Here is a 26044-nt window from a genome sequence, read left to right as displayed (position 1 = left end):
TCGTTCAGGCATGTTCACGATAATGGCCGCATCTTGATTCGTACGACGCTCATTGCGCGTGCAGGTTTTGCCAACAGGGTATGCCGAAATGGCCCAACAGTTCTGCGGTTTCGCAAACCGGTAGCCCGACCACGGCCGAATAGCTGCCATTGAGGCCCGCGACAAACACCGCGCCCAGGCCCTGAATGCCATAACCGCCGGCCTTGTCCCGAGGCTCGCCGCTGGCCCAATAGGCGGCGGCTTCGTCGCGGCTGATCGGGCGAAAGCGCACCAGGCTGCGCACCACTCGCGACTCACAACGCTCGCCTTCGAGCACGGCAATGGCCGTCAGCACTTCATGCTCCTTGCCGGACAACATCATCAGCATGGCGCATGCCTCGGCTTCGTCCACCGGTTTGCCAAGAATTTTGCCGTCGAGCACCACGGCGGTGTCCGCCCCCAGCACGCAAAACGCCGCGGCAGATGCGAGCGTGCGCCGACCGGCCTCGGCCTTGCCGCGCGCCAGGCGCTCGACATAGGCCGAAGGCGATTCTTCGGCTAGCGGGGTTTCATCGATGTCCGCACTGATGGCGGAGAACGGCACGCCGATCTGCGTGAGCAATTCACACCGGCGCGGCGATCCTGAGGCGAGGTACAGCGGCTTCATCAAAACATCTCCCTGTTCAGTGCCCAGCCTCACCGGATCAATTGATTTTGTAGCGCCGGCGCAATCCACGCAAAGCGAAGCTGACCCAAGGCCAGAGCAGCGCGCTGGTCAATGCCGGCAACACCAGTGCCAGGGTCGGTTGGCGGTTGCCGGTCAGGGCACTGAGCCACAGCTGAACCAGTTGCGCGAGACCGAAGATGACCAGGATGACCAGGCATTGCTGCCATATCGGGAACATCCGCAGGCGTTGCTGCAATGACAGCACCAGGAACGTGATCAGGGTCAGGATCAAGGCGTTCTGACCGAGCAGATCACCCTGCAGCACGTCTTCGGCCAGCCCCAGGCAAAACGCCGTGACCATGCCGACCGTATGCGGCATATACAAGGCCCAGAATGTCAGGAGCAAGGCCAGCCACAGCGGACGCAGGATTTCCATGAAAATCGGTAATGGCGACACACTGAGCAGTATGCCAATCAGAAACGTCAGCCAGACAATCCAGCCGTTACGCGATGCGGTAGCCCCGACCATTATTCTTGTCTCCCGGTAGTTGCCGGTGCGGTGACAGGCGGTTTGGCCGCCGGTCGGGCAGCAGGCTGACTCGCCGGTGGCTTACTGGCTGCAGGTGGTTTTGCAGCAGCGGGCGGTTTGCTTGCAGCGGGCTTGGCCGGTGGAGTACTGGCAGCAGGGGCAGCCGCTGGCGTCGCCGTGGCAGGCGTGATTGCGGCGGCCGGCGGGGTCACGGTTTTAGGCACTGTTGCGGGAATCACCGGGCCACCGCCCTGCGCATCGAGGTTTTCCTGGGCCTGCGCCGCATCGTTGGCACGCTCTTCGGCCGTGCGGTTGTCGCTGAACACCAGCAGCATGTAGCGGCTGCGGTTCAGCGCAGCCGTCGGTACGGCACGGACGATGGCAAACGGCTGGCCGGAATCGTGGATCACTTCCTTCACAGTCGCGACCGGGTAGCCTGCCGGGAAGCGTTGCCCGAGGCCGGAGCTGACCAGCAGATCGCCTTCCTTGATGTCCGCCGTGTCGGCGACATGGCGCAATTCCAGGCGTTCAGGGTTGCCGGTGCCGCTGGCAATCGCCCGCAAACCGTTGCGATTGACCTGCACGGGAATGCTGTGGGTGCTGTCAGTGAGCAGCAGCACGCGGGAGGTGTACGGCATCAACTCGACTACTTGCCCCATCAGACCACGCGCATCGAGCACCGGCTGACCGAGGACCACGCCATCACGCTCACCTTTATTGATGATAATGCGGTGGGTGAAGGGATTGGGGTCCATGCCGATCAACTCGGCCACTTCAACCTTTTCGTTGACCAGCGCGGAGGAGTTGAGCAACTCGCGCAGCCGAACGTTCTGCTCGGTGAGGGCGGCAAGCTTCTGCATGCGGCCCTGCAGGAGCAGGTTTTCGGTCTTGAGTTTTTCGTTTTCGGCAACAAGCTCGGTACGACTGCCGAACTGGCTGGCGACGCCTTCCCACAAACGTCCGGGCAGGTCGGTGATCCAGTAGGCGTCCATCAGCACCAGCGACATCTGGCTGCGTGCTGGCTTGAGCAGACTGAAACGGGCATCGACCACCATCAGTGCAACCGATAACACGGCCAGCACCAACAGGCGGACGCCCAACGAAGGGCCCTTGGCGAAAAGCGGTTTAATAAGCCGCTCCTCCCAGGCAAATGTTCTGTTTATTCATACGGCATCAAACCGGCCTGGATGAAGACTGACAGAAGATAAACGCCAACAGGCAGCACTGCAAAGTGCTGCCTGCGCGCTCACCCACGTATTGCAAACCGGCGAGTTATTCGCTGGAGAGCAGGTCCATGGTGTGTTTGTCCATCATTTCCAATGCACGGCCACCGCCGCGAGCAACACAGGTCAGCGGGTCTTCGGCAACGATCACCGGCAGACCGGTTTCCTGGGCCAGCAACTTGTCGAGGTCACGCAGCAGCGCGCCACCACCGGTCAGCACCAGGCCACGCTCGGCGATGTCGGAAGCCAGTTCCGGCGGCGACTGCTCCAGCGCACTTTTCACGGCCTGAACGATGGTTGCCAGGGACTCTTGCAGAGCTTCCAGCACTTCGTTGGAGTTCAGGGTGAATGCGCGTGGAACGCCTTCGGCCAGGTTGCGGCCGCGAACGTCGACTTCGCGAACTTCGCCGCCCGGGTAGGCCGTGCCGATTTCCTGCTTGATGCGCTCGGCAGTCGATTCACCGATCAGGCTGCCGTAGTTGCGGCGCACGTAGGTGATGATCGCTTCGTCGAAGCGGTCGCCGCCAACGCGTACGGATTCGGCATACACCACGCCGTTCAGGGAGATCAGCGCGATTTCAGTGGTACCACCACCGATATCCACGACCATCGAGCCGCGAGCTTCTTCGACCGGCAGGCCGGCACCGATCGCAGCGGCCATTGGCTCTTCGATCAGGAACACTTCACGAGCACCGGCACCAAGGGCCGATTCACGGATGGCACGACGCTCAACCTGAGTGGATTTGCATGGAACGCAGATCAGCACACGAGGGCTAGGCTGCAGAAAACTGTTTTCGTGAACCTTGTTGATAAAGTATTGCAGCATCTTTTCGCAGACGCTGAAGTCGGCAATAACGCCGTCCTTCATCGGACGAATGGCAGCAATGTTGCCCGGCGTACGGCCGAGCATGCGCTTGGCTTCGGTGCCGACAGCAACGACACTTTTCTGGTTACCGTGTGTCCGAATGGCCACAACCGATGGCTCATTCAGGACGATACCGCGCTCGCGCACGTAAATAAGGGTGTTGGCAGTGCCCAGGTCAATGGAAAGATCGCTGGAAAACATGCCACGCAGTTTCTTGAACATGGGAAAGGGACCCTAGGCAACGCGTGGGTAAAAAAGTGCGGCAAACTCTAACAACGACAGGGATTTTGGGCAAGGCGCCAATATGTTAAATTGGCCGCTTTTCTGTGCACCAAGCCCCACAATCGCGGCCTTATGACCGTAGAAGTGCGGTAGTGTTCCGACAATCTAACACACGGACGCCGTCCGTTCTGTTTTCCACAGGAGAATCCCGATGGCGCTAGAACGCTCCGACGTGGAAAAAATCGCACATCTGGCCTGCCTTGGCCTCAATGATGCCGATCTTCCACACATTACTTCCGCCCTCAACAGCATTCTCGGGCTGGTCGACGAAATGCAGGCCGTCAATACCGACGGTATCGAGCCTTTGGCCCACCCGCTGGAAGCCAGTCAGCGCCTGCGCGCTGACGTCGTGACCGAGACCAATCACCGCGAGGCTTACCAGTCCATCGCACCAGCGGTCGAAAACGGCCTGTATCTGGTTCCGAAAGTCATCGACTAAAGGGAAAGAGCCTGCAATGCATCAAATGACTCTGGCCGAGATCGCCCGCGGTCTCGCCGATAAAAAGTTTTCCTCCGAAGAGCTGACCAAAGTCCTGCTGGCGCGTATTACCCAGCTCGATCCGCAGCTCAACAGTTTCATCAGCCTCACCGAAGAGCTGGCCCTCGAGCAGGCGAAAGCCGCCGACGCACGCCGGGCCAACGGTGAGAGCGGCGCCCTGCTCGGCGCGCCGATCGCCCACAAAGACCTGTTCTGCACCCAGGGCATTCGCACCAGCTGCGGCTCGAAGATGCTCGACAACTTCAAGGCGCCCTACGACGCCACCGTGGTTGCGAAACTGGCCGCTGCCGGCGCTGTGACCCTGGGCAAGACCAACATGGACGAGTTCGCCATGGGTTCGGCCAACGAGTCGAGCTGGTACGGCGCGGTAAAAAACCCGTGGAACCTGGAACACGTACCGGGCGGCTCGTCCGGCGGTTCGGCGGCGGCCGTTGCCGCTCGTCTGTTGCCGGCGGCGACGGCTACCGACACGGGTGGTTCGATCCGTCAGCCGGCGGCATTCACCAACCTCACCGGCCTGAAACCGACCTACGGTCGCGTTTCGCGCTGGGGCATGATCGCTTACGCCTCCAGCCTCGATCAGGGCGGCCCGTTGGCGCGCACGGCCGAAGACTGCGCAATTTTGTTGCAAGGTATGGCCGGCTTCGATCAGAACGACTCCACCAGCATCGATGAGCCAGTGCCGGATTACTCCGCCAGCCTCGGCGATTCGCTGCAAGGCCTGCGCATCGGCGTGCCGAAGGAATACTTCAGCGCCGGTCTCGACCCGCGCATCGCCGAGCTGATCCAGAACAGCATCAAAGAGCTGCAGAAGCTCGGTGCCGTGATCAAGGAAATCAGCCTGCCGAACATGCAACACGCAATTCCTGCGTACTACGTGATCGCGCCGGCAGAGGCCTCCTCGAACCTGTCACGTTTCGACGGCGTGCGTTTCGGCCATCGCTGCGAGCAGCCGAAAGACCTGATTGACCTGTACAAGCGTTCTCGTGGCGAAGGCTTCGGCCCGGAAGTCCAGCGCCGGATCATGGTCGGTGCCTACGCCCTGTCCGCCGGTTACTACGACGCCTACTACCTGAAAGCGCAGAAGATCCGTCGCCTGGTGAAGAACGACTTCATGGCTGCCTTTAATGAAGTCGACATCATCCTCGGCCCGACCACGCCAAACCCGGCCTGGAAGCTCGGCGCCAAGAACAGCGACCCGGTCGCTGCCTATCTGGAAGACGTCTACACCATCACCGCCAACCTCGCGGGCCTGCCGGGCCTGTCGATGCCGGCCGGTTTTGTCGACGGTCTGCCGGTTGGCGTGCAGTTGCTCGCTCCATATTTCCAGGAAGGCCGTTTGCTCAATGTTGCGCACCAGTATCAGTTGAACACTGACTGGCACACCCGCACCCCAACCGGCTTCTGAGGAGACACACATGCAATGGGAAGTCGTGATCGGGCTGGAGATTCACACTCAGCTCACTACCCGGTCGAAAATCTTTTCCGGTAGTTCCACCACGTTCGGTTCCGAGCCGAACACTCAGGCCAGCCTGATCGACCTGGGCATGCCTGGCGTTTTGCCGGTGCTGAACCAGGAAGCCGTGCGTATGGCAGTGATGTTCGGTCTGGCGATTGATGCCGAGATCGGTCAGCACAACGTGTTCGCCCGCAAGAACTACTTCTACCCGGACCTGCCGAAGGGCTATCAGATCAGCCAGATGGAATTGCCGATCGTCGGCAAGGGCCACCTGGACATCGCGCTGGAAGACGGCACCGTCAAACGTGTCGGCATCACCCGCGCGCACCTGGAAGAAGACGCCGGCAAGAGCCTGCACGAAGAATTCAACGGTGCCACCGGCATCGACCTGAACCGTGCCGGCACGCCGCTGCTGGAAATCGTTTCCGAGCCTGACATGCGCAGCGCCAAGGAAGCCGTGGCTTACGTCAAGGCGATCCACGCGCTGGTACGCTACCTGGGCATCTGCGACGGCAACATGGCCGAAGGCTCGCTGCGTTGCGACTGCAACGTGTCGATCCGTCCCAAGGGCCAGGTCGAGTTCGGCACGCGCTGCGAGATCAAGAACGTCAACTCGTTCCGTTTCATCGAGAAGGCGATCAACTCCGAGATCCAGCGTCAGATCGAGCTGATCGAAGACGGCGGCAAAGTGATCCAGCAAACCCGTCTGTACGATCCGAACAAGGACGAGACCCGTCCGATGCGTTCGAAAGAGGAAGCCAACGACTACCGTTACTTCCCCGATCCGGACCTGCTGCCAGTGGTCATCGAAGAGTCGTTCCTGGGTGAGGTGCGCGCCACCCTGCCGGAACTGCCACCGCAAAAACGCGAGCGCTTCCAGAGCCAGTTCGGTCTGTCGGCCTACGACGCCAACGTGCTGGCCACCAGCCGTGAGCAAGCGGACTACTTCGAGAAAGTCGCAGCCATCGGCGGCGACGCCAAACTGGCGGCGAACTGGGTGATGGTCGAGTTGGGCAGCCTGCTCAACAAGCAAGGCCTGGACATCGACGAGTCGCCGGTTTCGGCTGAACTGTTGGGCGGCATGCTGCAGCGCATCAAGGACAACACCATCTCCGGCAAGATCGCCAAGGTGGTGTTCGAGGCGATGGCCAACGGCGAAGGCAACGCAGACGAAATCATCGACAAGCGCGGCCTCAAGCAAGTGACCGACACCGGCGCGATCTCCGCGGTGCTGGACGAAATGCTCGCGGCCAACGCCGAGCAAGTTGAACAATATCGTGCGGCTGATGAAGCCAAGCGCGGCAAAATGTTCGGCTTCTTCGTCGGCCAGGCCATGAAAGCCTCCAAAGGCAAGGCCAACCCGCAGCAAGTGAACGAACTGCTGAAAAGCAAGCTCGAAGGCTGATGTAAATGGAGCCAGCCTTAAAGCCTGGCGCCATCCCTTGTAGGAGTGAGCCTGCTCGCGATAGCGATTTGACAGTCACTTTTCCGGTGTCTGACATTGCGCTATCGCGAGCAGGCTCACTCCTGCATTTGATTCGGAAATCCTTTGAATGAAGCGTCTGTTCAGCCTTTGCGCCCTGCTCTCTTTACTGGCGGGTTGCGCCAGCAACGACATCATCGACCCGCACGGTTACGACCAGACCGGCGTCGCCTCCTATTACGGCGCCAGACACCACGGTAAACGCACCGCCAGCGGCGAAGCGTTCAACCAGCATTCCCTGACCGCCGCCCATCGCCAACTGCCGTTCGGCACGCGGGTGAAGGTCACCAACCTGAAAAACGACAAATCCTGCATTGTGCGCATCAACGATCGCGGACCGCACACCCGCGGCCGCCTGATCGATGTCTCGCGTGAGGCGGCCGAGCGTCTCGGCATGCTCGGCAGCGGCACGGCGCGGGTTCGCATACAGGCTCTCGACGACTGATGGAGCGCTGACTATTTTTGTTCTGGCCGATTTACCGCTGATCAACGTGATCGAACTGCTCAGCGGCCTGTTTCTGCTGATCATCGGCGCCGAACTGATGGTACGCGCCGCCGTGCGTCTGGCTGCGCGCTTGCATGTGCGCCCGCTGATCATCGGCCTGACCATCGTCGCTCTCGGCAGCAGCGCCCCGCAAATGGCCGTCAGCCTGCAGGCGACACTGGCACACAACCCCGACATCGCCGTCGGCAGTGTGATCGGCAGCAGCATCTTCAACATCCTCGTGACCCTCGGTCTGTCGGCGCTGATCATTCCGCTGCGCGTCTCGCGGCAACTGGTGCGTTTGGACATCCCGCTGATGATCGGCGCCAGCCTGCTGGTGTTCGTCCTCGCGTGGAATGAACAGATCGGCCGCCTCGACGGCATTCTGCTGCTCGCGGCGCTGGCGCTGTATCTGGGCCTGCTGCTGCGCCAGTCGCGGCACTCGGCCCGGCCGCATTCCGAGTTACCGCACACGCCGCACGCATCGTGGTTCGGCAGCTTGCTGATGATCGCCGCCGGCCTGGCGCTGCTGGTGTTCGCCGGGCATTTGCTGCTGGGCGCAGCGGTGGCGGTGGCGACCGACCTGGGCTTCTCCGAGCGAGTGATCGGCCTGACCGTGGTCGCGGTCGGCACCTCACTGCCGGAACTCGCCACCTCGCTGATCGCCGCATTGCGCGGCCAGCGTGACATTGCGGTGGGCAACGTGATCGGCGCCAACCTGTTCAATCTGCTGGGGGTGCTAGGCATCACCGCACTGATCGCGCCGACGCCATTATCGGTGTCGCCCAACGCGCTGGATTTCGACTTGCCGGTGATGCTCGGCGTCGCGGCGCTGTGCCTCCCCGTGTTCTATTCCGGCTACCGCGTGACCCGCGCCGAAGGTTTGCTGCTGCTGGGTTTGTACCTGGCGTACGGGTTGCATGTGGTGTCGTTCACCACCGGTATGCCGCTGGCCGGCAAACTTGAAAAACTGATGCTGTTTTACGTGCTGCCAACGCTGCTGGCGTTCCTGTTGTTCACGTCCGTACGCGCCTGGCGCCGCCAACACCACAAGAGGGATGTGCCATGACCGATTCGAAGAAATCCGGGGTTGAAATCCGCCGTCAGGTAATGGGCGATGCGTTCGTTGATCGCGCGCTGGGCAATGCCACCGAGTTCACTCAGCCGTTGCAGGATTTCGTCAATGAACACGCCTGGGGCGGCGTGTGGAATCGCGAAGGCCTGCCGCTGAAAACCCGCAGCCTGATCACCCTGGCAGCACTGACGGCATTGAAGTGCCCGCAGGAATTGAAAGGCCACGTGCGCGGTGCGCTGAACAATGGCTGCACAGTGGAAGAGATCCGCGAGGCGCTGCTGCACTGCGCGGTGTATGCCGGGGTGCCGGCGGCGATTGATGCGTTTCGCGCGGCGCAGGAAGTGATCGACAGTTATCAGAAACCCGAGTGATCGAACTGACGCCTTCGCGAGCAGGCTCGCTCCCACATCAGGAATGCATTTCCCTGTGGGAGCGAGCCTGCTCGCGAAGAGACCCTTTCAGCCACTGAAGATCCGTCTGTCAGATCCACCCACCCCACTGCAACACAAAGATCCCGACATTGGTGGTCACCGCCGCCATCAGCGTGGTCAGCACAATGATCGCCGCCGCCAGCTCATGATTGCCCTGCGCCGCCCGGGCCATGACAAAACTGGCCGCCGCCGTCGGGCTGCCGAAATACAGAAACAGAATCCCCAGCTCCGCCCCGCGAAAACCCCACAGCCACGCCCCCAGTGTTGCCAGCACCGGCAGGCCGATCATCTTCAGCAGGCTGGAGCTGAGCGCCATGCTGCCGCTCTGGCGCAGCGCCGCCAGCGACAACGTGCCGCCGATGCAGATCAGCGCCAGCGGCAAGGTGGTCTGCGCCAGATACTGGCCGGAGGTTTCCAGCCAGCCCGGCAGGCTGATCTTGAACCAGGCAAACGGCGCCGCGGCAATCACGCTGATGATCAGCGGGTTGCTGAACACGCTTTTGCAGATGCTCCACGGATCGGACTTGATCACCGGGCTGTACACCGCCAGCACGATGGTCGACAGGGTGTTGTAGAACAGGATCACCAGCGCCGCGAGAATCGCCCCGAGGGAAATCCCGTAGTCGCCGTACATGCTCGCCGCCAGCGCCAGGCCGATCACTCCGTTGTTGCCGCGAAACGCGCCCTGGGTGTAGATGCCGCGATCCTCGCGCGGGCAACGGAAAATCGCCCAGCTCCACGCCAGGGCGAAACTCGCCAGCGTGGCGAGCGCGAAGTAGATCAGCAGTGCTGGTTGCAAAGCAGCGTGCAGATCCGCATGCAGGATCCCGAGAAACAGCAGCGCCGGCATGCTGACGTTGAACACCAGCGACGAGGCGGTGTGAATGAAGTTGTCGTTGATCCAGTCGATGCGTTTGAGCAACACCCCGAGAAACAGCATGGCGAACACCGGCGCGGTGATGTTCAGGGTTTCGAGGAAGATTGCCAGCATGCCGTGGGAGCCTTTGGGTGAGCGTTCGTCAGGAGGCTAATGATAAGCCAGCCGATCCTTCGGCGTCTGTGAGAACGCTTTCGCGAGCAAGCCCGCTCCCACAGGGATCTCATTTACACCGCAGATCAAATGTGGGAGCGGGCTTGCTCGCGAAGAACCATGACACGATGTCAGGTAATCGGCGCCGGGTTGAACAGGGTGATGTCGTTATGCAGCTTGTGCTTCTCCGTCCAGGTCTGCTGCTTGCCGCTCGCCACATCCAGGTAGTAGTGAAACAACTCCCACCCCAACTCCTCGATGGACGCACGCCCGGTCGCAATCCGCCCGGCGTCGATGTCGATCAGATCCGGCCAGCGTTGCGCCAACTCGGTCCGGGTCGAAACCTTGACCACCGGCGCCATCGCCAAGCCATACGGCGTGCCGCGCCCGGTGGTGAACACATGCAGGTTCATCCCCGCCGCGAGTTGCAACGTGCCGCAGACAAAATCACTGGCCGGCGTCGCGCAGAAGATCAGGCCCTTGCGCTTGAAACGTTCGCCCGGGCCGAGCACGCCGTTGATCGCGCTGCTGCCGGATTTGACAATCGAGCCCAGCGACTTCTCGACGATGTTCGACAACCCGCCCTTCTTGTTGCCCGGGGTGGTGTTGGCGCTGCGGTCCGCTTCGCCCTTGGCCAGGTAACGGTCGTACCAGTCCATCTCGCGCACCAGTTCCTCGGCAACGGTCCTGGTTTCGGCGCGGGAGGTCAGCAGGTAGATCGCATCGCGCACTTCCGTGACTTCGGAAAACATCACCGTCGCCCCGGCGCGCAACAACAAGTCCGAGGCGTAGCCCAGCGCCGGGTTGGCGGTGATTCCGGAAAACGCGTCACTGCCACCGCACTGCATGCCGAGGATCAGCTCGGAAGCCGGCACGGTTTCGCGGCGGCGCTGGTCGAGCTTCTTCAAACGGACTTCGGCCAGCGCCATGATCTGCTCGATCATCTCGGTGAAACCGTGACTGGAATCCTGCAGGCGATACAGCCACGGCTCGCTCAGATCGACCGACGCATCGTCCTCGTGCATCACCTGCCCTGCCTGCAACTTCTCGCAGCCGAGGCTGATCACCAGTGCTTCGCCGCCCAGGTTCGGGTTGCGCGCCAGGTTGCGCACGGTGCGGATCGGGATGTACGCATCGGTAGCGGTGATCGCCACGCCGCAGCCATAACTGTGGGTCAGTGCCACCACGTCATCGACGTGCGGGTATTTCGGCAGCAACTCGTCCTTGATGCGTTTCACCGCGTGATCGAGCACGCCGGTGACGCACTGCACGGTGGTGGTAATCCCGAGAATGTTACGCGTGCCGACAGTGCCGTCGGCATTGCGATAACCCTCGAAGGTGAAGCCTTCCAGCGGCGCCTGTGCGGCCGGCACTTCGGTGGACAGCGGCAGGCTGTCCAGCGGTGGCGCGGTCGGCATGCGCAGTTGATCTTCCTTGACCCAACTGCCACGCGGGATCGGCTGCAACGCATAGCCGATGGTCTGGCCGTAGCGAATCACCTGGCCGCCCTCGGGAATGTCTTCGAGGGTGACCTTGTGGCTCTGCGGCACAAAGTCCACGGTTACCAGACCGTCCGGGAATTCGGTGCCGGCCGGCACGCCCTGGTCATTGACCACAATCACTACGTTGTCCCGCTCGTGCAGGCGGATGTAGCGCGGCGAGTCGGAATGTTCAATCAACTGCATGACGCCGCTCCTCAGGAATGCGCTTGAGACAATTTGCCGGTGATTTCAGAACCACCGTTGGTTGGTGGCTCTTTGAGCACCACCCGTTTGATCGGGCCGACAATCACCAGATAGCTGAACACCGCAACCAGCGCATTGGCGCCAACAAACACCAGCGCCCATTTGAACGACCCGGTGGAGCTGATGATGTAGCCGATCACGATCGGTGTGGTGATCGACGCGATGTTGCCGAACATGTTGAACAGACCGCCACTGAGGCCGGCGATCTGCTTCGGCGACGTGTCGGAAACCACCGCCCAGCCCAGCGCACCGACGCCTTTGCCGAAGAAGGCCAGGGCCATGAAGCCGACCACCATCCATTCGATATCAACATAGTTGCAGGCGACGATGCTGCTCGACACCAGCAAGCCACCAATGATTGGCGCCTTGCGAGCGAAGGTCAGCGAATGGCCCTTGCGCAGCAGGTAATCGGAAATCACCCCGCCGAGCACGCCACCGATGAAACCGCAGATTGCCGGCAGCGAAGCAATGAAACCGGCCTTGAGAATGGTCATGCCGCGCTCCTGCACCAGGTACACCGGGAACCAGGTCAGGAAAAAATAGGTAATGCCGTTGATGCAGTACTGGCCCAGATACACGCCGAGCATCATGCGGTTGGTCAGCAACTGACGGATGTAGTCCCACTTCGGTCCATCAGACTTTTTGCCTTGTTTCTGGTCCATGTCGACCATGCCGCCGTTGTCAGCGATGAACTGAACTTCGGCGTCGTTGGCCATAGGATGTTGACGCGGGCTGTGGATAACCTTCAGCCAGATCAGCGAGAAGACGATGCCGAACACGCCCATGACGATGAACACGTGTTCCCAGCCGAAGGTGTAGACGATCCAGCCCATCAGCGGAGCGAACAGCACGGTGGCGAAGTATTGCGCCGAATTGAAGATCGCCGAGGCGGTGCCACGTTCTGCGGTCGGGAACCAGGCGGCGACAATACGCGCGTTACCGGGGAACGATGGCGCTTCGGCCAGGCCCACCAGAAAGCGCAGCATGAACAGCGCGACAATCGCCGTGGACATGCCGAACTCACCGACAAAACCTTGCAGCACGGTGAACAGTGACCAGCAGAAGATGCTCAGGGCATAGACTTTTTTCGAGCCGAAGCGATCGAGCAGCCAGCCACCGGGAATCTGCCCGGCGACGTAGGCCCAGCCGAATGCAGAGAAGATATAACCGAGGGTGACCGCGTCGATACCGAGGTCTTTTTGCAGGCTGGAACCGGCGATGGCGATGGTCGCGCGGTCGGCGTAGTTGATCGTGGTCACCAGGAACAACATGAGCAGGATCAAATAGCGGACGTGAGTCGGCTTGGACGATTGCATGTAGATGTACTCCCACTGATTATTTTTATGCGCGGGTGAATCTTCTTGGGTCTGTCATCTGTGGGGGCTGCAAGCCAGCCCCCACAGCTATTGCAGCTATCAGGAGCCGATGTAGGCAGTTTTCACAACCGTGTAGAACTCTTGCGCATAGCGGCCTTGCTCACGTGAGCCATAGGATGAACCCTTACGGCCACCGAACGGAACGTGGTAATCGACACCGGCCGTCGGCAGGTTGACCATCACCATCCCGGCCTGGGAATGACGCTTGAAGTGGTTGGCGTATTTCAGCGAGGTGGTGGCGATACCGGCCGACAAGCCGAACTCGGTGTCGTTGGCCATCGCCAGCGCGGCGTCGTAATCGGCGACGCGAACAATGTTGGCCACCGGGCCGAAGATCTCTTCACGGCTGATGCGCATCGACGCTTCGCTGTCGGCAAACAACGTTGGCGCGAGGAAGTAGCCTTCGGTGTCGCAGGTCACCAGACCACCACCGCTGACCACGCGCGCACCTTCGCTCTGGCCGATGTCGATGTACTTCAAGTCCTGTTCCAGCTGCGCCTGCGAGACCACCGGACCGATGTCGGTGCCGGACTTCAGCGCGTGGCCGACCTTGATCGACTGCATGCGCTCAGCCATCGCTTCGACAAACTTGTCGTGAATCCCGGCGGTGACGATCAAGCGGCTCGACGCCGTGCAACGCTGGCCGGTGGAGTAGAACGCGCTCTGCACCGACAGCTCGACCGCTTGTTTGAGGTCAGCGTCGTCGAGAATGATCTGCGGGTTCTTGCCGCCCATTTCCAGCTGCACCTTGGCTTGGCGCGAGACGCAGTTGACCGCGATCTGCCGGCCCACGCCCACCGAACCGGTGAAGCTGATGCCGTCGACTTTCGGGCTGTTGACCAGCGCTTCCCCCACCACCCGACCGCTGCCCATCACCAGGTTGAACACGCCGGCGGGGAAGCCTGCGCGAGAGATGATTTCGGCCAGCGCCCAGGCGCAACCCGGCACCAGATCCGCTGGTTTCAGTACCACGCAATTGCCGTAGGCCAGGGCCGGAGCGATTTTCCATGCCGGGATCGCCATCGGGAAATTCCACGGGGTGATCAGGCCGACCACGCCAAGGGCTTCGCGGGTCACTTCAACGTTAACGCCGGGGCGCACCGACGGCACGTAGTCGCCGGACAGACGCAGGCATTCACCGGCGAAAAATTTGAAGATGTTGCCGGCGCGGGTCACTTCGCCGATGGCTTCGGGCAGAGTCTTGCCCTCCTCCCGGGCCAGCAAAGTGCCAAGTTCTTCGCGACGGGCGAGGATTTCCGTGCCGACTTTATCCAGCGCATCGTGACGGGCCTGAATGCCCGAGACCGACCAGGCCGGGAACGCCGCACGCGCAGCATCGATGGCCGCGTACACCTGAATCAGGTCAGCCTTGGCGTAGTCGCCAATGGTGTCGCTCAACTCGGACGGGTTGATGTTGGCCGAGTAATCGGCACCGGCGACCCATTCACCGTTGATGTAGTTGTCGTAACGCTTGGAATCAGCCACAGAACATTCTCCTCTGTACGCAAAAGCCGCTGATTGCTCAGCGGCCTTGTGGGTCGGTGTTATTGCGCGCCTTGTTTGTCGATCAGCGCGGCGAGCATTTCGTACTCTTCGCCGGTCAGGTCAGTCAGCGGCGCCCGCACCGGGCCTGCGTCATAGCCGGCAATTTTTGCCCCGGCCTTGACGATGCTCACGGCGTAGCCGGCCTTGCGATTGCGGATGTCGAGGTACGGCAGGAAGAAGTCGTCGATGATCTTGCCGACGGTGGCGTGATCTTCACGGGCAATCGCGTGGTAGAAGTCCATCGCGGTTTTCGGGATGAAGTTGAACACCGCCGACGAGTAAACCGGCACGCCGAGGGCCTTGTACGCGGCGGCATAGACTTCAGCGGTCGGCAGGCCGCCGAGGTAGCTGAAGCGGTCACCCAAGCGACGACGGATCGACACCATCAACTCGATATCGCCCAGGCCGTCCTTGTAACCGATCAGGTTCGGGCAGCGCTCGGCCAGACGTTCCAGCAGCGCCGCGTTCAGACGGCAGACGTTGCGGTTGTAGACCACCACGCCGATGTTCACCGATTTGCACACCGCTTCAACGTGGGCAGCAACGCCGTCCTGGCTGGCTTCGGTGAGGTAGTGCGGCAGCAGCAGCAAACCTTTGGCGCCCAGGCGCTCGGCTTCCTGTGCGTACTCGATGGCCTGACGGGTCGAACCGCCGACACCGGCGAGAATCGGCACGCTGCTGGCGCAGGTGTCGACCGCGGTCTTGATGATCTGCGAATACTCGCTGGCCGCCAGGGAGAAGAATTCGCCGGTACCACCCGCCGCGAACAAGGCCGAAGCACCGTACGGGGCCAGCCATTCCAGACGCTTGATGTAACCGGCGCGATGGAAATCGCCCTGGGCGTTGAAATCGGTGACCGGGAACGACAGCAGACCGGCGGAGAGGATGGACTTCAGTTCTTGTGGATTCATTTTTCGAACACCCTGGGTAGCAACATTTCTTGTGAGTTTTATCGTTCAGCCAGCGCTGAAGTTGTAGGTCATCGTACAACCTAAAAAATAACCGTCAACTGCATTTCATCGTCGCCCGGCATTTTTTGTCAGACAAGATTCTTTCTTGACGTAGGAAAAATCTCGTCTAGGATCGATTTAGCTGTATGTATATACAGTTAAATTGAATCCACCGACGACATATCAAGGAGAAAGAAATGTCCGGACTGCACCCCAAACCACAGGAAAGACCCAAGCCGGTTATCGCCCGTTTCGATGATCTGTTCACCCCAACCGGCATCCACTTCAGCGCCGACAACCCGCATCTGGTGCTGCACATCGCCGACGCCCACAGCGATGTCGAACCGGCCACTGCCGTGCCGGGCAAAGCGCTCAAAGGCAAACCGCAATTACGCTTCGAAGGCGGCGAACACACGGCAATCGGCGACAACACACTGCTGCGCTTCGTCGAAAACGCCGAACCGATCCGCGCGCAAAATGTGCAATTGCACTTGCCTAACGGCCTCGCCCTGACTTACGGCCAAGTCGTGGCGCTGGCCGGAGATTTCTACGCCGTGGTCGACCGGCCGATCAACGAAGGTGCGACCCCGGCCGATCGCCTGAATCGCTTCAACGCTGCATTCGATTCCCTCGCGGTGCTGCCGGCCTCCCGCGCCGAGGCGCCGCAGATCCTCGCGGTCATGCAAAAAGAGATCGACGCAGTTAAACAGGCGATCAAGGATGGCAAACAATCGCACGAAGCCTACGATGCACTGGGAGATACGTTGTCCGAAGAGTGGAACAAACTCACCGGCGGCGGCAGTTTCGTCTCCGCGCTGTTCCCCCTTGGGCGTTACCTGAAACTGGCGGCGAACAACGCCGATCACTTCGGCGAACGGGCAAAACTGGCTTACATCGCCGGCCATACCGTTGCATTGCAGACCGCCGTCGCGGCCCGCGCCAATCACGATGAACAACAACTGGAACGGGCCTACGCAATGAACGCGTTCGCCGACCACTTCCTCACCGACCTGTTCTCCTCCGGCCACCTGCGCGTGCCACGCAAAGAGATGGCCGCGGTGGTGACCCCGAGCGATCTCGGCTCGCTGGTGACCCGTTTCATGCACGACGAAGACAGCAAATTCGGCCTCAAGGTGCGCAATGCTCATGGCGATCAATGGCGCGCCTATGGTGACAAACGCTACTTCGAGGCCAGTGATGCGGACAACCGCACCCAGGTCAATCTGGCGGTGCAGGCCTCGGCGGATGAGATCTTCGCCGCCTACCTCAGCGGCAACGTGCCCGCGCCTTCGGCGTTCGCCGCGCTGCAACGGCTGCCGGACCTGACGGCGGTACTGAATCTTTCCGGCAACTTCTCGCCGCTGTTCCGCGTCGAGGGCGGCAAGGTGCTGCGGCGCAAAGACGTGAACAACCTCAACGATACCGCCACCATCGACGACTGGTGGGGCTGGAGCACGTACCTGCTGCTCAAGGACTACCACCCGACCGGTAACGTCAATTAAGGAGAATCACCATGACGATCAAATTGAAACTGGAACTGGCGTCGGGCCAGTCGCTGCAAGGTGCACCACTGGAGTTGCTGGCCGACGGCAAGCCGATTGCGCGGGGGGTTGTGGATAAATCGGGAGATGTGGCGTTTGCTGCCAAGCCTGGTAACGCGAAACTGGCAGTGAGGGTGGATCGTTCGATATTGCCGCGCTGAACTCACCGGCCCCTTCGCGAGCAAGCCCGCTCCCACACTTGAAATGCATTCCAAAGTGAAAGCGGGTTTGCTCGCTTTGAATCTCAACTACTTCCCACAATCTGGGGTCGCCGAGAGTCCAAAGTGGGAGCGGGCTTGCTCGCGAAGGCGGTGTATCAGCAACACATGACTCAGATCTGCAAAATCCTGCATTGAATCTCGGCTGCCTCCCACAATCTGGGGTCGCCGAGAGTCCAAAGTGGGAGCGTGCTCGCTCGCGAAGGCGGTGTATCAGCAACACATGACTCAGATCTGCAAACTCAACCCCGCTGCGCCTGCGCCTCTTCATGCGCCTGACGTAACCGTTCACGGCTATTGGTCAGGTGCAGACGCATCGCCGCCCGCGCCGCATCGGAATCCTGGCGGGCAATTGCCTCGTAGATTTCCTCGTGCTCACGGCTCAGGCGGTTCATGTAGTGCTGCTGATCATCATGGGCCAGCCGCGCCGAATTCAGCCGCGTACGCGGAATGATGCTGGTGCCCAGGTGAGTCATGATGTCAGTGAAGTAACGGTTGCCGGTGGACAGGGCGATTTCCAGGTGAAAGGCGAAGTCCGACGCCACCGCATCACTGGCGTGCGCGACGCTGTCGTTCAGCGCATCGAGGGCCGCGCGCATGGTCGCCAGTTGCTCGGGGCTGCGACGTTGCGCGGCAAGGCCGGCGGACTCCACTTCCAGGCTGATGCGCAATTCCAGAATCGCCAGCACGTCGCGCAGGGTGACCACCGTGGCCGGGTCGATGCGAAAGCCGCTGGGGCTTGGCGTATCCAGCACAAACGTGCCGATACCATGACGGGTTTCCACCTGGCCTGCAGCCTGCAAACGGGAAATTGCCTCGCGCACCACGGTGCGGCTGACACCATGCTCCTGCATGATCGCCGACTCAGTGGGCAGCTTGTCGCCACGCTTGAGCAGACCGTCGCGGATCTGCTCGGTCAGCACCGTCACCAGCTCCTGAGCCAGGCTGCGGCGCTTGCGCGGGAGGCGAGGGGTGTCGATCGGGTTTTCCATGGTCAACGTCTGGTCTCGAAAATTCGGCTTGGTTCGCATCATAGCGCAGGCGGGTTGTACGATCACTGTCGAGTCACAACAGCGCTCCTTGCAGGAGTGAGCCTGCTCGCGATTGCGGTTTCACATTCAACAAAGATGTCGACTGTTGCGCCGCTATCGCGAGCAGGCTCACTCCTACAGAGGCATGGTGGTGATCAGGCGGTCACGGCCTGTTCGACCAGATGCCCGCTGTCGATCCGCACATGCCGCGGATGGAAACGCTTGAGGCTGCTGCGATGGCCGACGCTGACAATGCTCAGCCCCGGCAACTGATCGATCAGCGCCTGATACAGCGTCGCTTCATCCTCTTCATCCATCGCCGATGTCGCTTCGTCCATGTACAGCCATTGCGGTGCGTAGAGCAGCGCGCGGGCGAAGGCCAGGCGTTGCTGCTCACCCGGCGACAGCATGCGCTGCCAGTGATTGGCTTCATCCAGACGCGCGACCAGGTGCGGCAGACGGCAGGTTTCCAGCACCTCGACGTAACGCTGCGGCGCGTAAGTGTCGCCCGGTTGTGGATAACTCAACGCCTCGCGCAGGGTGCCGATCGGCAGGTACGGTTTCTGCGGCAGGAACAGATACCGCGCCGCCGGCAAGCGGATGTTGCCGTGGCCCGCGGGCCACAAATGCCCCATCGCCCGCAACAGAGTGGACTTGCCGCTGCCGGATCGGCCGCTGAGCATCACCCGGTCGCCTGGCTCCACCGTCATGTCGGCATTGGTCAGCAGGTGACGACCGTCGGCCAGGTCCAGGCCAAGGTTGTGCACTTTCAGCGCGCTGCCCTGATTCTGCACATCGATGGCCGGGCTGCGGTCTTCATTGTCGGTCATGGCCTGACGGAAACTCAGCAGACGATCACAGGTAGCGCGCCAGGAGGCGAGGTTCTGGTACGCACTGATGAACCAGCTGAAGCTCTCCTGGACATTGCCGAATGCCGAGCTGATTTGCATCAGCTCACCGAGTTCGATCTTGCCGGCGAGGTAACGCGGCGAGGCCACGATGAACGGGAAGATGATGGCTGCCTGGCTGTAACCGGCGGTGAAGAATGTCAGACGCTTGGACACTTTCATGATGTCCCAGAAGTTATGCCAGACATTGCCGAAACGACCGCTCAAACGACGATTTTCGTTCGGTTCGCCGTTATACAACGCGATGCTCTCGGCATTTTCGCGAATCCGCACCATGGAAAAACGCAGGTCGGCTTCAAAGCGTTGTTGTTGGTTGTTCAGGCCGATCAAGCGACGACCGATCAAGTGCGTCAGCCAGCTGCCCACCACCGCATAGACCAGCACGCACCAGAACATGTAGCCGGGAATAGTGATGCCATAGACTTCGATACTGCCCGACACACCCCACAGAATGATCGAGAACGACACCAGGCTGACGATATTGCGCAGCAGGCCGATCCCCAGCTCAAGGGTGTTGGAGGTGAAGTTGTTGAGGTCTTCGGAAATCCGCTGATCCGGGTTATCGGTATAACCGCCCTGCTCCAGCTGGTAGTAGTTCTTGTCCGCTAGCCAACGGGAGAAATGCTTTTCGGTCAGCCAGGCCCGCCAGCGAATCGTCAGCATCTGGGTCAGATAAAGCCGGTACACGGCACCGACAATCGCCACCGCTGCAATTGCGCAGAAATACAGAATCAGCTGCCAGAAAGCCGCTTCATCTTTCTTCTGCAGCGCGTTGTAGAAATCCTTGTACCAGGTGTTGAACCACACCGAGATCCCCACGCTGAGCAACGACAGCGCGATCACTGCAATCAGCAATGTCCAGGCCTTGCCCTTCTCTTCGCTGCGCCAGTAGGGCGTGATGATCCCCCACACCTTGCGAAAAAACTGCCCGCGCACAGCATCGTTGACCGCGGAATATTCAGCGTTCTGATTCATGGAAAAGGCTCGATAAAGAAAAGAACAGACACGCACCGATCATAGTTGATCGGCGCGTTTTATCGCGAGGGCTGGCGATGGCCGTTCAGCGCAGGTTCAGCGACGAACCGGGCGCTTCTGCAGTTTGCGCTGCAGGGTGCGGCGGTGCATGCCCAGGGCGCGGGCAGTGGCGGAGATGTTGCCTTCATGCTCCGTGAGCACACGCTGGATGTGTTCCCACTGCAGGCGATCGACCGACATCGGGTTTTCCGGCACCAGACTGTCGAGGTCGGCGTGTTCGGAGAGTAGCGCAGCCAGTACGTCGTCGGCGTCAGCCGGTTTGCACAGGTAGTTGCAGGCGCCGCGCTTGATCGCTTCGACCGCCGTGGCAATGCTCGAATAGCCGGTGAGGATCACCACGCGCATTTCCGGGTCCAGCTCCAGCAGCTTGGGCAGCAGCACCAGGCCGGAGTCGCCGTCCATTTTCAGGTCCAGCGCGGCGTAATCAGGCAGATCGGCCTGGGCGATGGTCAGGCCTTCTTCGGCCGAACCTGCGGTGCTGACGCGAAAGCCACGGCGGGCCATGGCACGGGCCATCACTCGGGTGAAGGTCGCGTCGTCGTCGACCAGCAGCAAATGCGGCAGTTCTTCGCCTTCGACTTGGATTTCGTCACTCATGTTGGTCTCCTCGGGCGCCGTGAGGCAGGCGCAGCTCGGTGAGCGTGCCGCCTTCCTCATGACTATAGAGTTTCACTGAGCCGCCAGCACGTGTCACGCTGGCCTTGCTCAAAAACAGGCCCAGGCCGAAACCTTTGCCCTTGGTGGTAAAAAATGGTTTGCCGATCTGTTCGGCGATGGCCAGCGGCACACCGGCGCCGTGGTCACGAATACTGATGGTGAGGTTTTCCGCATCCCAGTCCAGCGTCACCTGGAGGTTTTCCGGGCAGGCGTCGGCAGCATTGTTCAACAGATTGAGCAACGCCTGGGTCAGATCCGGCGGCGGCGCCATGCGCGGCACGCTGCCCTGGCCGAGACGGTGGAAGCGGTAACTGGCTTCCGGACGCATCAGGTGCCAGCGGTTCAGCGCCTCGTCGAGCCATTGGGTGACATCCTGCATTTCTACTGCCAGACGTCGGTTGGCCTCGGCGGCGCGCACCAGTTGTTGCAGGGTTTCCTTGCACAGTTTGACCTGATCCTGCAGCACCTTCAGATCGTCCTGCAGCATCGGGTCGGGATGGTCCTGCTGCATCTCCTTGAGCAACACGCTCATGGTCGCCAGCGGTGTGCCCAGTTCGTGCGCGGCGCCGGCCGCCTGAGTGGCGACCGCGAGCAGCTGCTGATCGCGCAGGCCTTCTTCACGGCGAATGGCCCGCAACTCTTCCTGGCGGCGCAGCTCTTCGGCCATGCGTGCGGCGAAGAAGGTGATGACCGCTGCCGCGAGGGCGAAACTCAGCCACATGCCGTACACCTGCAGGTTCTCACGGGCGATCGGCAGGGTTTCCAGCGGATAGAAACGCGTCAGCATCAACGTGTACAGCGCCAGCGCGATGCCGGACAGAACCACCGAATAACGCCATGGCAGCGTCACTGCCGCAATGGTCAGGGGTACCAGATAATAGGAAACGAACGGATTGGTCGAGCCGCCGGAGAAATACAGCAGCGCACTGTGGATCACCAGATCGCAGGCCAGTTGCAGCGCATATTCAAGCTCGGTCACCGGCCACGAAGTGCGCAGGCGCACGGCGGTGAATACGCACAGCAGCGTCGAGCAGCCGAGGGTCATTGCCAGTTGCACCCACGGCAACGGCAGCAGTTGCAGCCAGTAGGCCAGGCCCACGGAGCCCGCCTGCGCGGCCAGCACCAGAGTGCGGATAAAGGTCAGCCGCCAGAGGTTCTGGCGAGTGGCGGAAGTCAGTTGTACGGGGGCGAGCATGAGCTCTCCTGATGAGCGCTCCAGGCGGATCGCACGGAGTATAACCAAGCCACGGCCTTGAGAGGCGAAAGTGCGGCAAACGACCACATGGCGAAAAGAGTTCCGGCAGCTATAAGGGCGCCTTCGCGAGCAGGCTCGCTCCCACCTTTGAAATGCTTTCCCCTGTTGGAGTGAGCCTGCTCGCGAATGGCTGCGCAGCAGCTCCGGCGATCTGTATAGAAGTTGTAACTGGGCGAACCGGATCACAGAAGCTAGAGTCTGATGGTTTCACGCAGGGACGAATCAACACCTGCGCATTATTCAAGGAGCCTTCATGCACACCTTTCGCCGCAGCGCCGCCCTTCTCGCCCTGACCGTCGGCAGTGTCGCCAGCCTTCCGGCCCTGGCCGCCGATGAGCTGCACTACAACCAGATTTCCCTGCGCGCCGAAGTCAGCCAGGAAGTGGCCCGCGACCTGATGATCGTGACGCTCTACACCGAAGAGCAGAACACCGACCCGGCCAAACTCGCCGCCGACGTCAGCACCACCATGAACAAGGCACTGGCCCAGGCCAAGCAAGTCAAGGACATCACCCTGCGCCAGGGCAGCCGCAACAGCTACCCGATCTACGACACCAAGGGCCAGAAGATCACCGGCTGGCGTGAGCGCGCCGAACTGCGCCTGGAAAGCGCCGACTTCGCCGCCCTGTCCAAACTCACCGGCGAACTGCTGACCGACCTGAAAATGGGCGGCATGGACTTCGCCATCGCCGAGCCGACCCGCAAGGCCAGCGAAGACAAACTGCTCAAAGAAGCCGTCAGCGCCTTCAAGGCCCGCGCCCAACTGGCTACCGATGCACTGGGCGGCAAAGGCTACAAAATCGTCAACCTGAACCTCAACAGCAACGGTTACCCACAACCGTACATGCGCGCCCCGATGATGATGAAGGCTGCCGGCATGGCGGATTCGGCACCGGTCACGCCTGACGTTGAGGCGGGCACCAGCCAGGTCAGCCTGACCGCCGATGGCTCGATCGAAGTACTGATGCAGTGATTTGATGTGGACTGAATGAGAAACCGGCGATCAGTGAATGATCGCCGGTTTTTTTGTGCCCGGATTTCGTACTGAATGATCTGCCGCCGTCGCGAGCAGGCCCGCTCCCACAGTTTGAAATGCAGTCCCCTGTGGGAGCGAGCCTGCTCGCGAAGAACGATAACGCGGTGCCCCTGCGAAGCAGAGCATCAATGGTTGTATTGATCACTCGAAATCACATCGACGGCGTGCTGCCAGGCCTCGCCTTCCGTCCCGAACCGCTGACCGTCCAATTTCGTTCCATTACGGTAAACCTGCCACCAGGAGTCGCTGGTCGCAGAGACATGTAGAACTTCGTAGCCACGTCGCTGTGCATCGCTCTTTTGTTCAGGAGTCATGAGTATGTGTCCTTATAAGGATTGGCGTTCCGTTAAAGCCAGGCGCCTGGCGCACATCATGCTCAGCGACAAGCCAGAACCATGCTCAATCAATCGGCGCGGTATATCTACTGTCAAACCTGACAGGTATAGGCGACAGCAATTCTTGCAGGCCAGCCCCCCACTGGAGGCGATTTTTTGTAGGACGGTTCTGGTGACTTGAAACGACGTTAAACAGGCCAATGTTATTGGGTGACTGGGCGGGCCTCTTCGCGAGCAAGCCCGCTCCCACAGTGGGATTGCGTGTGGTCTGTTAGAGATTGGTCGGCTGGCAGGCTAGCTGGCTGGCTGGCTCCCACAGATTTGATTTGTCTAAACCCATGCGGCGCAGCCGCCCCACTCAACAGGATGAGCGCAAGCTCGGCTGCAGCTCTTGATCTTGATCCACGGGCGCCGTCGGCAGGCTGAGCGGATCGATCCCGGAGCGAAGGGACCCCGAGCCCCAGCGAGCGGGCCGCACGCAGGAGCAAGCCTTTTTGGTTACTTTTTCGGCGTCTGGAAAAAGTCACCCGCCGTAAGGGCGCAACCCCAAGCCGCCGTTACCGCAGCAACGGATATGTACACACACCCCAGATATACCGAGATAGACACCCAAACAAGAAAAACGATATTTCCGAAGCCCCCCAAATCCCCGCTACCCTGAAAACACAACTACCGCCAATCTACCCGGGGACTCCATGCCAAGATCCACCCTCAAACCGCTCCTGATCTCCCTGGCCCTGGCCGCAACCACCCCCATAGCCCACGCAGCCACCACCCTGGTCTACTGCTCCGAAGCCAGCCCGGCCGGCTTCGACCCTAGCCAGTACACCAGCGGCACCGACTTCGACGCTTCCGCCGAAACCGTCTTCAACCGTCTCACCCAATTCCAGCGCGGCGGCACCGACATCGAGCCTGGCCTGGCGACCAAATGGGACGTCTCCCAGGATGGCCTGCAATACACCTTCCACCTGCGCCAAAACGTAAAATTCCACACCACGGACTACTTCACCCCAACCCGTGATTTCAACGCTGACGATGTTCTGTTCACCTTTCAGCGCCTGCTCGACCCGGATAACGCCTTCCGCAAGGCCTACCCCGCCGAGTCCCCCTACTTCACCGACATGGGCCTCAACACCACGATCAAATCGGTGGAAAAACTCGACGACAACACCGTGCGCTTCAACCTCAATAACGTCGACGCCGCATTCGTGCAAAACCTCGCCATGAGCTTCGCCTCGGTGCAGTCGGCCGAATACGCCGCCCAGCTATTGAAGGAAGGCAAAGCCGCCGACCTCAACCAGAAACCGGTGGGCACCGGCCCGTTCGTGTTCAAGCGTTACCAGAAGGACTCGCAGATCCGCTACGCCGCCAACAAGGCCTACTGGAAACCCGAAGACGTGAAGATCGACAACCTGATCTTCTCGATCACCCCCGACGCCGCCGTGCGCCTGCAGAAACTCAAGACCGGCGAATGCCAGGTCAGCGGCTACCCGCGCCCGGCCGACATCGAAGTGATGGAAAAGGACCCGAACCTGCGCGTGCTCAAGCAGGCCGGTTTCAACCTCGGCTTCCTCGCCTACAACACCACCCACCCACCGCTCGATCAGCTCAAGGTCCGCCAGGCGCTGGACATGGCCATCGACAAACCGGCGATCATCAAAGCGGTCTACCAGAGTGCCGGCCAACTGGCGCAGAACGCCTTGCCACCGGCGCAATGGTCGTATGACCCGAGCATCAAGGACGCACCGTATGACCCGGTCAAAGCCAAGGCGCTACTCAAGGAAGCCGGGGTTGCACCGGGCACCACCATCAATCTCTGGGCGATGACCGTGCAGCGCGCCTCCAACCCGAATGCGCGGATGTCGGCACAGATGATCCAGCAGGATTGGGACAAGATCGGCATCAAGGCCAACATTGTCAGCTACGAATGGGGCGAGTACATCAAACGCGCGAAAAATGGCGAACACGACGCGATGATCTATGGCTGGACAGGTGACAACGGCGACCCGGACAACTGGCTCGGCGTGCTCTACAGCTGCGCGGCGGTCAAGGGCAGCAACTACGCCAAGTGGTGCGACCCGGCCTACGACAAACTGGTGCAGCAGGCCAAGGTGACGAGCGACAAGGCGCAACGGGTAAAACTGTATCAACAGGCGCAATTGATCCTTAAACAGCAGGTGCCGATCACCCCGATCGCCAACTCCACGGTGTTCCAGCCGCTGCGCAAGGAAGTGACTGACTTCAAGATCAGCCCGTTTGGCCTGACGCCCTTCTACGGCGTGGGTATAAATAAGTAACACCGAGCCCCAAGGCGGCGCGCACAACGTGACCAATGCACCGTTTTGGGGCTCCATTTGCACCGTAAAAAACGGCCGCAAACGGTCAAATGCGTCAACTATTATACAA

The 26044-nt window shown here is 60.8% G+C and carries 24 protein-coding genes; 10 read left to right on the top strand and 14 right to left on the bottom strand.

Going from position 1 to position 26044, the window contains the following annotated elements; translation table 11 throughout:
• Window positions 1-49: 49 nt before the first annotated feature.
• The 4 genes from AC1UK9_RS04705 to mreB all read right to left on the bottom strand — a co-directional run bounded on the left by AC1UK9_RS04705 (window position 50) and on the right by mreB (window position 3485).
• Window positions 50-646 carry a Maf family protein gene (locus tag AC1UK9_RS04705; RefSeq protein WP_482579606.1) on the bottom strand — a complete coding sequence of 199 codons (597 nt, stop codon included), beginning with the start codon at window positions 644-646 and terminating at the stop codon, window positions 50-52.
• Between the two features lie 37 nt (window positions 647-683).
• The gene (gene mreD, locus AC1UK9_RS04700) at window positions 684-1175 is read right to left on the bottom strand and encodes a rod shape-determining protein MreD (RefSeq protein ID WP_102356064.1); all 492 of its coding nucleotides are present in this window, start codon (window positions 1173-1175) and stop codon (window positions 684-686) included.
• Window positions 1175-2275: a rod shape-determining protein MreC gene (mreC, locus tag AC1UK9_RS04695; protein WP_482579605.1), complete on the bottom strand. Its 1101-nt coding sequence runs from the start codon at window positions 2273-2275 to the stop codon at window positions 1175-1177. Before mreC ends, mreD begins: the two co-directional genes overlap by 1 nt.
• 172 nt (window positions 2276-2447) lie before the next feature.
• Window positions 2448-3485, bottom strand: coding sequence for a rod shape-determining protein MreB (gene mreB, locus AC1UK9_RS04690; RefSeq protein ID WP_002555108.1), 1038 nt, complete (start codon window positions 3483-3485; stop codon window positions 2448-2450).
• A gap of 211 nt (window positions 3486-3696) precedes the next feature.
• On the opposite strand from mreB, the gene gatC reads away from it, so the two are divergent.
• The 6 genes from gatC (at window position 3697) to AC1UK9_RS04660 (ending at window position 8916) form a co-directional block, all read left to right on the top strand.
• Entirely contained in the window at window positions 3697-3984 is a 288-nt protein-coding gene (gene gatC / locus AC1UK9_RS04685) for an Asp-tRNA(Asn)/Glu-tRNA(Gln) amidotransferase subunit GatC (RefSeq protein ID WP_007901429.1), read from the top strand.
• A 16-nt stretch (window positions 3985-4000) separates the two neighbouring features.
• Entirely contained in the window at window positions 4001-5452 is a 1452-nt protein-coding gene (gatA, locus tag AC1UK9_RS04680; RefSeq protein ID WP_025109475.1) for an Asp-tRNA(Asn)/Glu-tRNA(Gln) amidotransferase subunit GatA, read from the top strand.
• Between the two features lie 10 nt (window positions 5453-5462).
• Complete coding sequence (gene gatB, locus AC1UK9_RS04675) at window positions 5463-6908, top strand: Asp-tRNA(Asn)/Glu-tRNA(Gln) amidotransferase subunit GatB (protein WP_025109476.1); 1446 nt, start codon at window positions 5463-5465, stop codon at window positions 6906-6908.
• Window positions 6909-7056: 148 nt separating this feature from the next.
• On the top strand, window positions 7057-7431 hold the full coding sequence (locus AC1UK9_RS04670) for a septal ring lytic transglycosylase RlpA family protein (RefSeq protein ID WP_025109477.1): 375 nt from the start codon (window positions 7057-7059) through the stop codon (window positions 7429-7431).
• A 46-nt stretch (window positions 7432-7477) separates the two neighbouring features.
• The gene (locus AC1UK9_RS04665) at window positions 7478-8539 is read left to right on the top strand and encodes a calcium/sodium antiporter (RefSeq protein WP_482579604.1); all 1062 of its coding nucleotides are present in this window, start codon (window positions 7478-7480) and stop codon (window positions 8537-8539) included.
• Window positions 8536-8916, top strand: coding sequence for a carboxymuconolactone decarboxylase family protein (locus AC1UK9_RS04660; protein WP_102356058.1), 381 nt, complete (start codon window positions 8536-8538; stop codon window positions 8914-8916). The genes AC1UK9_RS04665 and AC1UK9_RS04660 overlap by 4 nt, the downstream gene beginning before the upstream one ends.
• Window positions 8917-9025: 109 nt before the next feature.
• Here AC1UK9_RS04660 and AC1UK9_RS04655 read toward each other — a convergent pair whose 3' ends face one another.
• The 5 genes from AC1UK9_RS04655 to kdgD form a co-directional block, all read right to left on the bottom strand.
• Window positions 9026-9967 carry an AEC family transporter gene (locus AC1UK9_RS04655; protein WP_482579603.1) on the bottom strand — a complete coding sequence of 314 codons (942 nt, stop codon included), beginning with the start codon at window positions 9965-9967 and terminating at the stop codon, window positions 9026-9028.
• Window positions 9968-10137: 170 nt separating this feature from the next.
• Window positions 10138-11691 carry a galactarate dehydratase gene (garD, locus tag AC1UK9_RS04650; protein WP_482579602.1) on the bottom strand — a complete coding sequence of 518 codons (1554 nt, stop codon included), beginning with the start codon at window positions 11689-11691 and terminating at the stop codon, window positions 10138-10140.
• Window positions 11692-11702: 11 nt separating this feature from the next.
• Window positions 11703-13067: an MFS transporter gene (locus AC1UK9_RS04645; RefSeq protein ID WP_482579601.1), complete on the bottom strand. Its 1365-nt coding sequence runs from the start codon at window positions 13065-13067 to the stop codon at window positions 11703-11705.
• A gap of 99 nt (window positions 13068-13166) precedes the next feature.
• Window positions 13167-14612 carry an aldehyde dehydrogenase family protein gene (locus AC1UK9_RS04640; RefSeq protein ID WP_482579600.1) on the bottom strand — a complete coding sequence of 482 codons (1446 nt, stop codon included), beginning with the start codon at window positions 14610-14612 and terminating at the stop codon, window positions 13167-13169.
• Between the two features lie 59 nt (window positions 14613-14671).
• A complete protein-coding gene (gene kdgD, locus AC1UK9_RS04635) occupies window positions 14672-15583 on the bottom strand; it encodes a 5-dehydro-4-deoxyglucarate dehydratase (protein ID WP_025109484.1) in 912 nt (303 codons plus the stop codon).
• A 236-nt stretch (window positions 15584-15819) separates the two neighbouring features.
• Between kdgD and AC1UK9_RS04630 the strand changes: the two genes are divergently transcribed.
• Together AC1UK9_RS04630 and AC1UK9_RS04625 are read left to right on the top strand one after the other, a co-directional pair.
• Window positions 15820-17124 (top strand): phospholipase, encoded by a 1305-nt coding sequence (locus tag AC1UK9_RS04630; RefSeq protein ID WP_482579599.1) that lies wholly within the window; start codon window positions 15820-15822, stop codon window positions 17122-17124.
• Window positions 17125-17135: 11 nt separating this feature from the next.
• Window positions 17136-17324 carry a hypothetical protein gene (locus AC1UK9_RS04625; protein WP_482579598.1) on the top strand — a complete coding sequence of 63 codons (189 nt, stop codon included), beginning with the start codon at window positions 17136-17138 and terminating at the stop codon, window positions 17322-17324.
• A 299-nt stretch (window positions 17325-17623) separates the two neighbouring features.
• On the opposite strand, the gene AC1UK9_RS04620 is transcribed toward AC1UK9_RS04625, so the two are convergent.
• From AC1UK9_RS04620 to AC1UK9_RS04605, 4 genes are all read right to left on the bottom strand, one after another.
• Window positions 17624-18373, bottom strand: coding sequence for a FadR/GntR family transcriptional regulator (locus AC1UK9_RS04620; protein WP_024164483.1), 750 nt, complete (start codon window positions 18371-18373; stop codon window positions 17624-17626).
• Between the two features lie 194 nt (window positions 18374-18567).
• Window positions 18568-20295 carry an ABC transporter ATP-binding protein/permease gene (locus tag AC1UK9_RS04615; protein WP_025109488.1) on the bottom strand — a complete coding sequence of 576 codons (1728 nt, stop codon included), beginning with the start codon at window positions 20293-20295 and terminating at the stop codon, window positions 18568-18570.
• A gap of 96 nt (window positions 20296-20391) precedes the next feature.
• Window positions 20392-20952 (bottom strand): response regulator transcription factor, encoded by a 561-nt coding sequence (locus AC1UK9_RS04610; RefSeq protein WP_003221630.1) that lies wholly within the window; start codon window positions 20950-20952, stop codon window positions 20392-20394.
• Window positions 20945-22207: an ATP-binding protein gene (locus tag AC1UK9_RS04605; protein WP_482579597.1), complete on the bottom strand. Its 1263-nt coding sequence runs from the start codon at window positions 22205-22207 to the stop codon at window positions 20945-20947. The genes AC1UK9_RS04610 and AC1UK9_RS04605 overlap by 8 nt, the downstream gene beginning before the upstream one ends.
• A gap of 313 nt (window positions 22208-22520) precedes the next feature.
• On the opposite strand from AC1UK9_RS04605, the gene AC1UK9_RS04600 reads away from it, so the two are divergent.
• On the top strand, window positions 22521-23240 hold the full coding sequence (locus AC1UK9_RS04600; protein ID WP_025109490.1) for an SIMPL domain-containing protein: 720 nt from the start codon (window positions 22521-22523) through the stop codon (window positions 23238-23240).
• Window positions 23241-23428: 188 nt separating this feature from the next.
• On the opposite strand, the gene AC1UK9_RS04595 is transcribed toward AC1UK9_RS04600, so the two are convergent.
• Window positions 23429-23617: a hypothetical protein gene (locus AC1UK9_RS04595; RefSeq protein WP_025109491.1), complete on the bottom strand. Its 189-nt coding sequence runs from the start codon at window positions 23615-23617 to the stop codon at window positions 23429-23431.
• A 716-nt stretch (window positions 23618-24333) separates the two neighbouring features.
• Here AC1UK9_RS04595 and AC1UK9_RS04590 point away from each other — a divergent pair.
• Window positions 24334-25935 carry an ABC transporter substrate-binding protein gene (locus AC1UK9_RS04590; protein WP_482579596.1) on the top strand — a complete coding sequence of 534 codons (1602 nt, stop codon included), beginning with the start codon at window positions 24334-24336 and terminating at the stop codon, window positions 25933-25935.
• The last annotated feature ends 109 nt before the right edge of the window (window positions 25936-26044 follow it).

This window comes from Pseudomonas sp. AK-TSAG1-1, from assembly GCF_056821665.1.
Note: the sequence above shows the minus strand (reverse complement) of the source record. Positions and strands in the feature narration are given on the sequence as shown.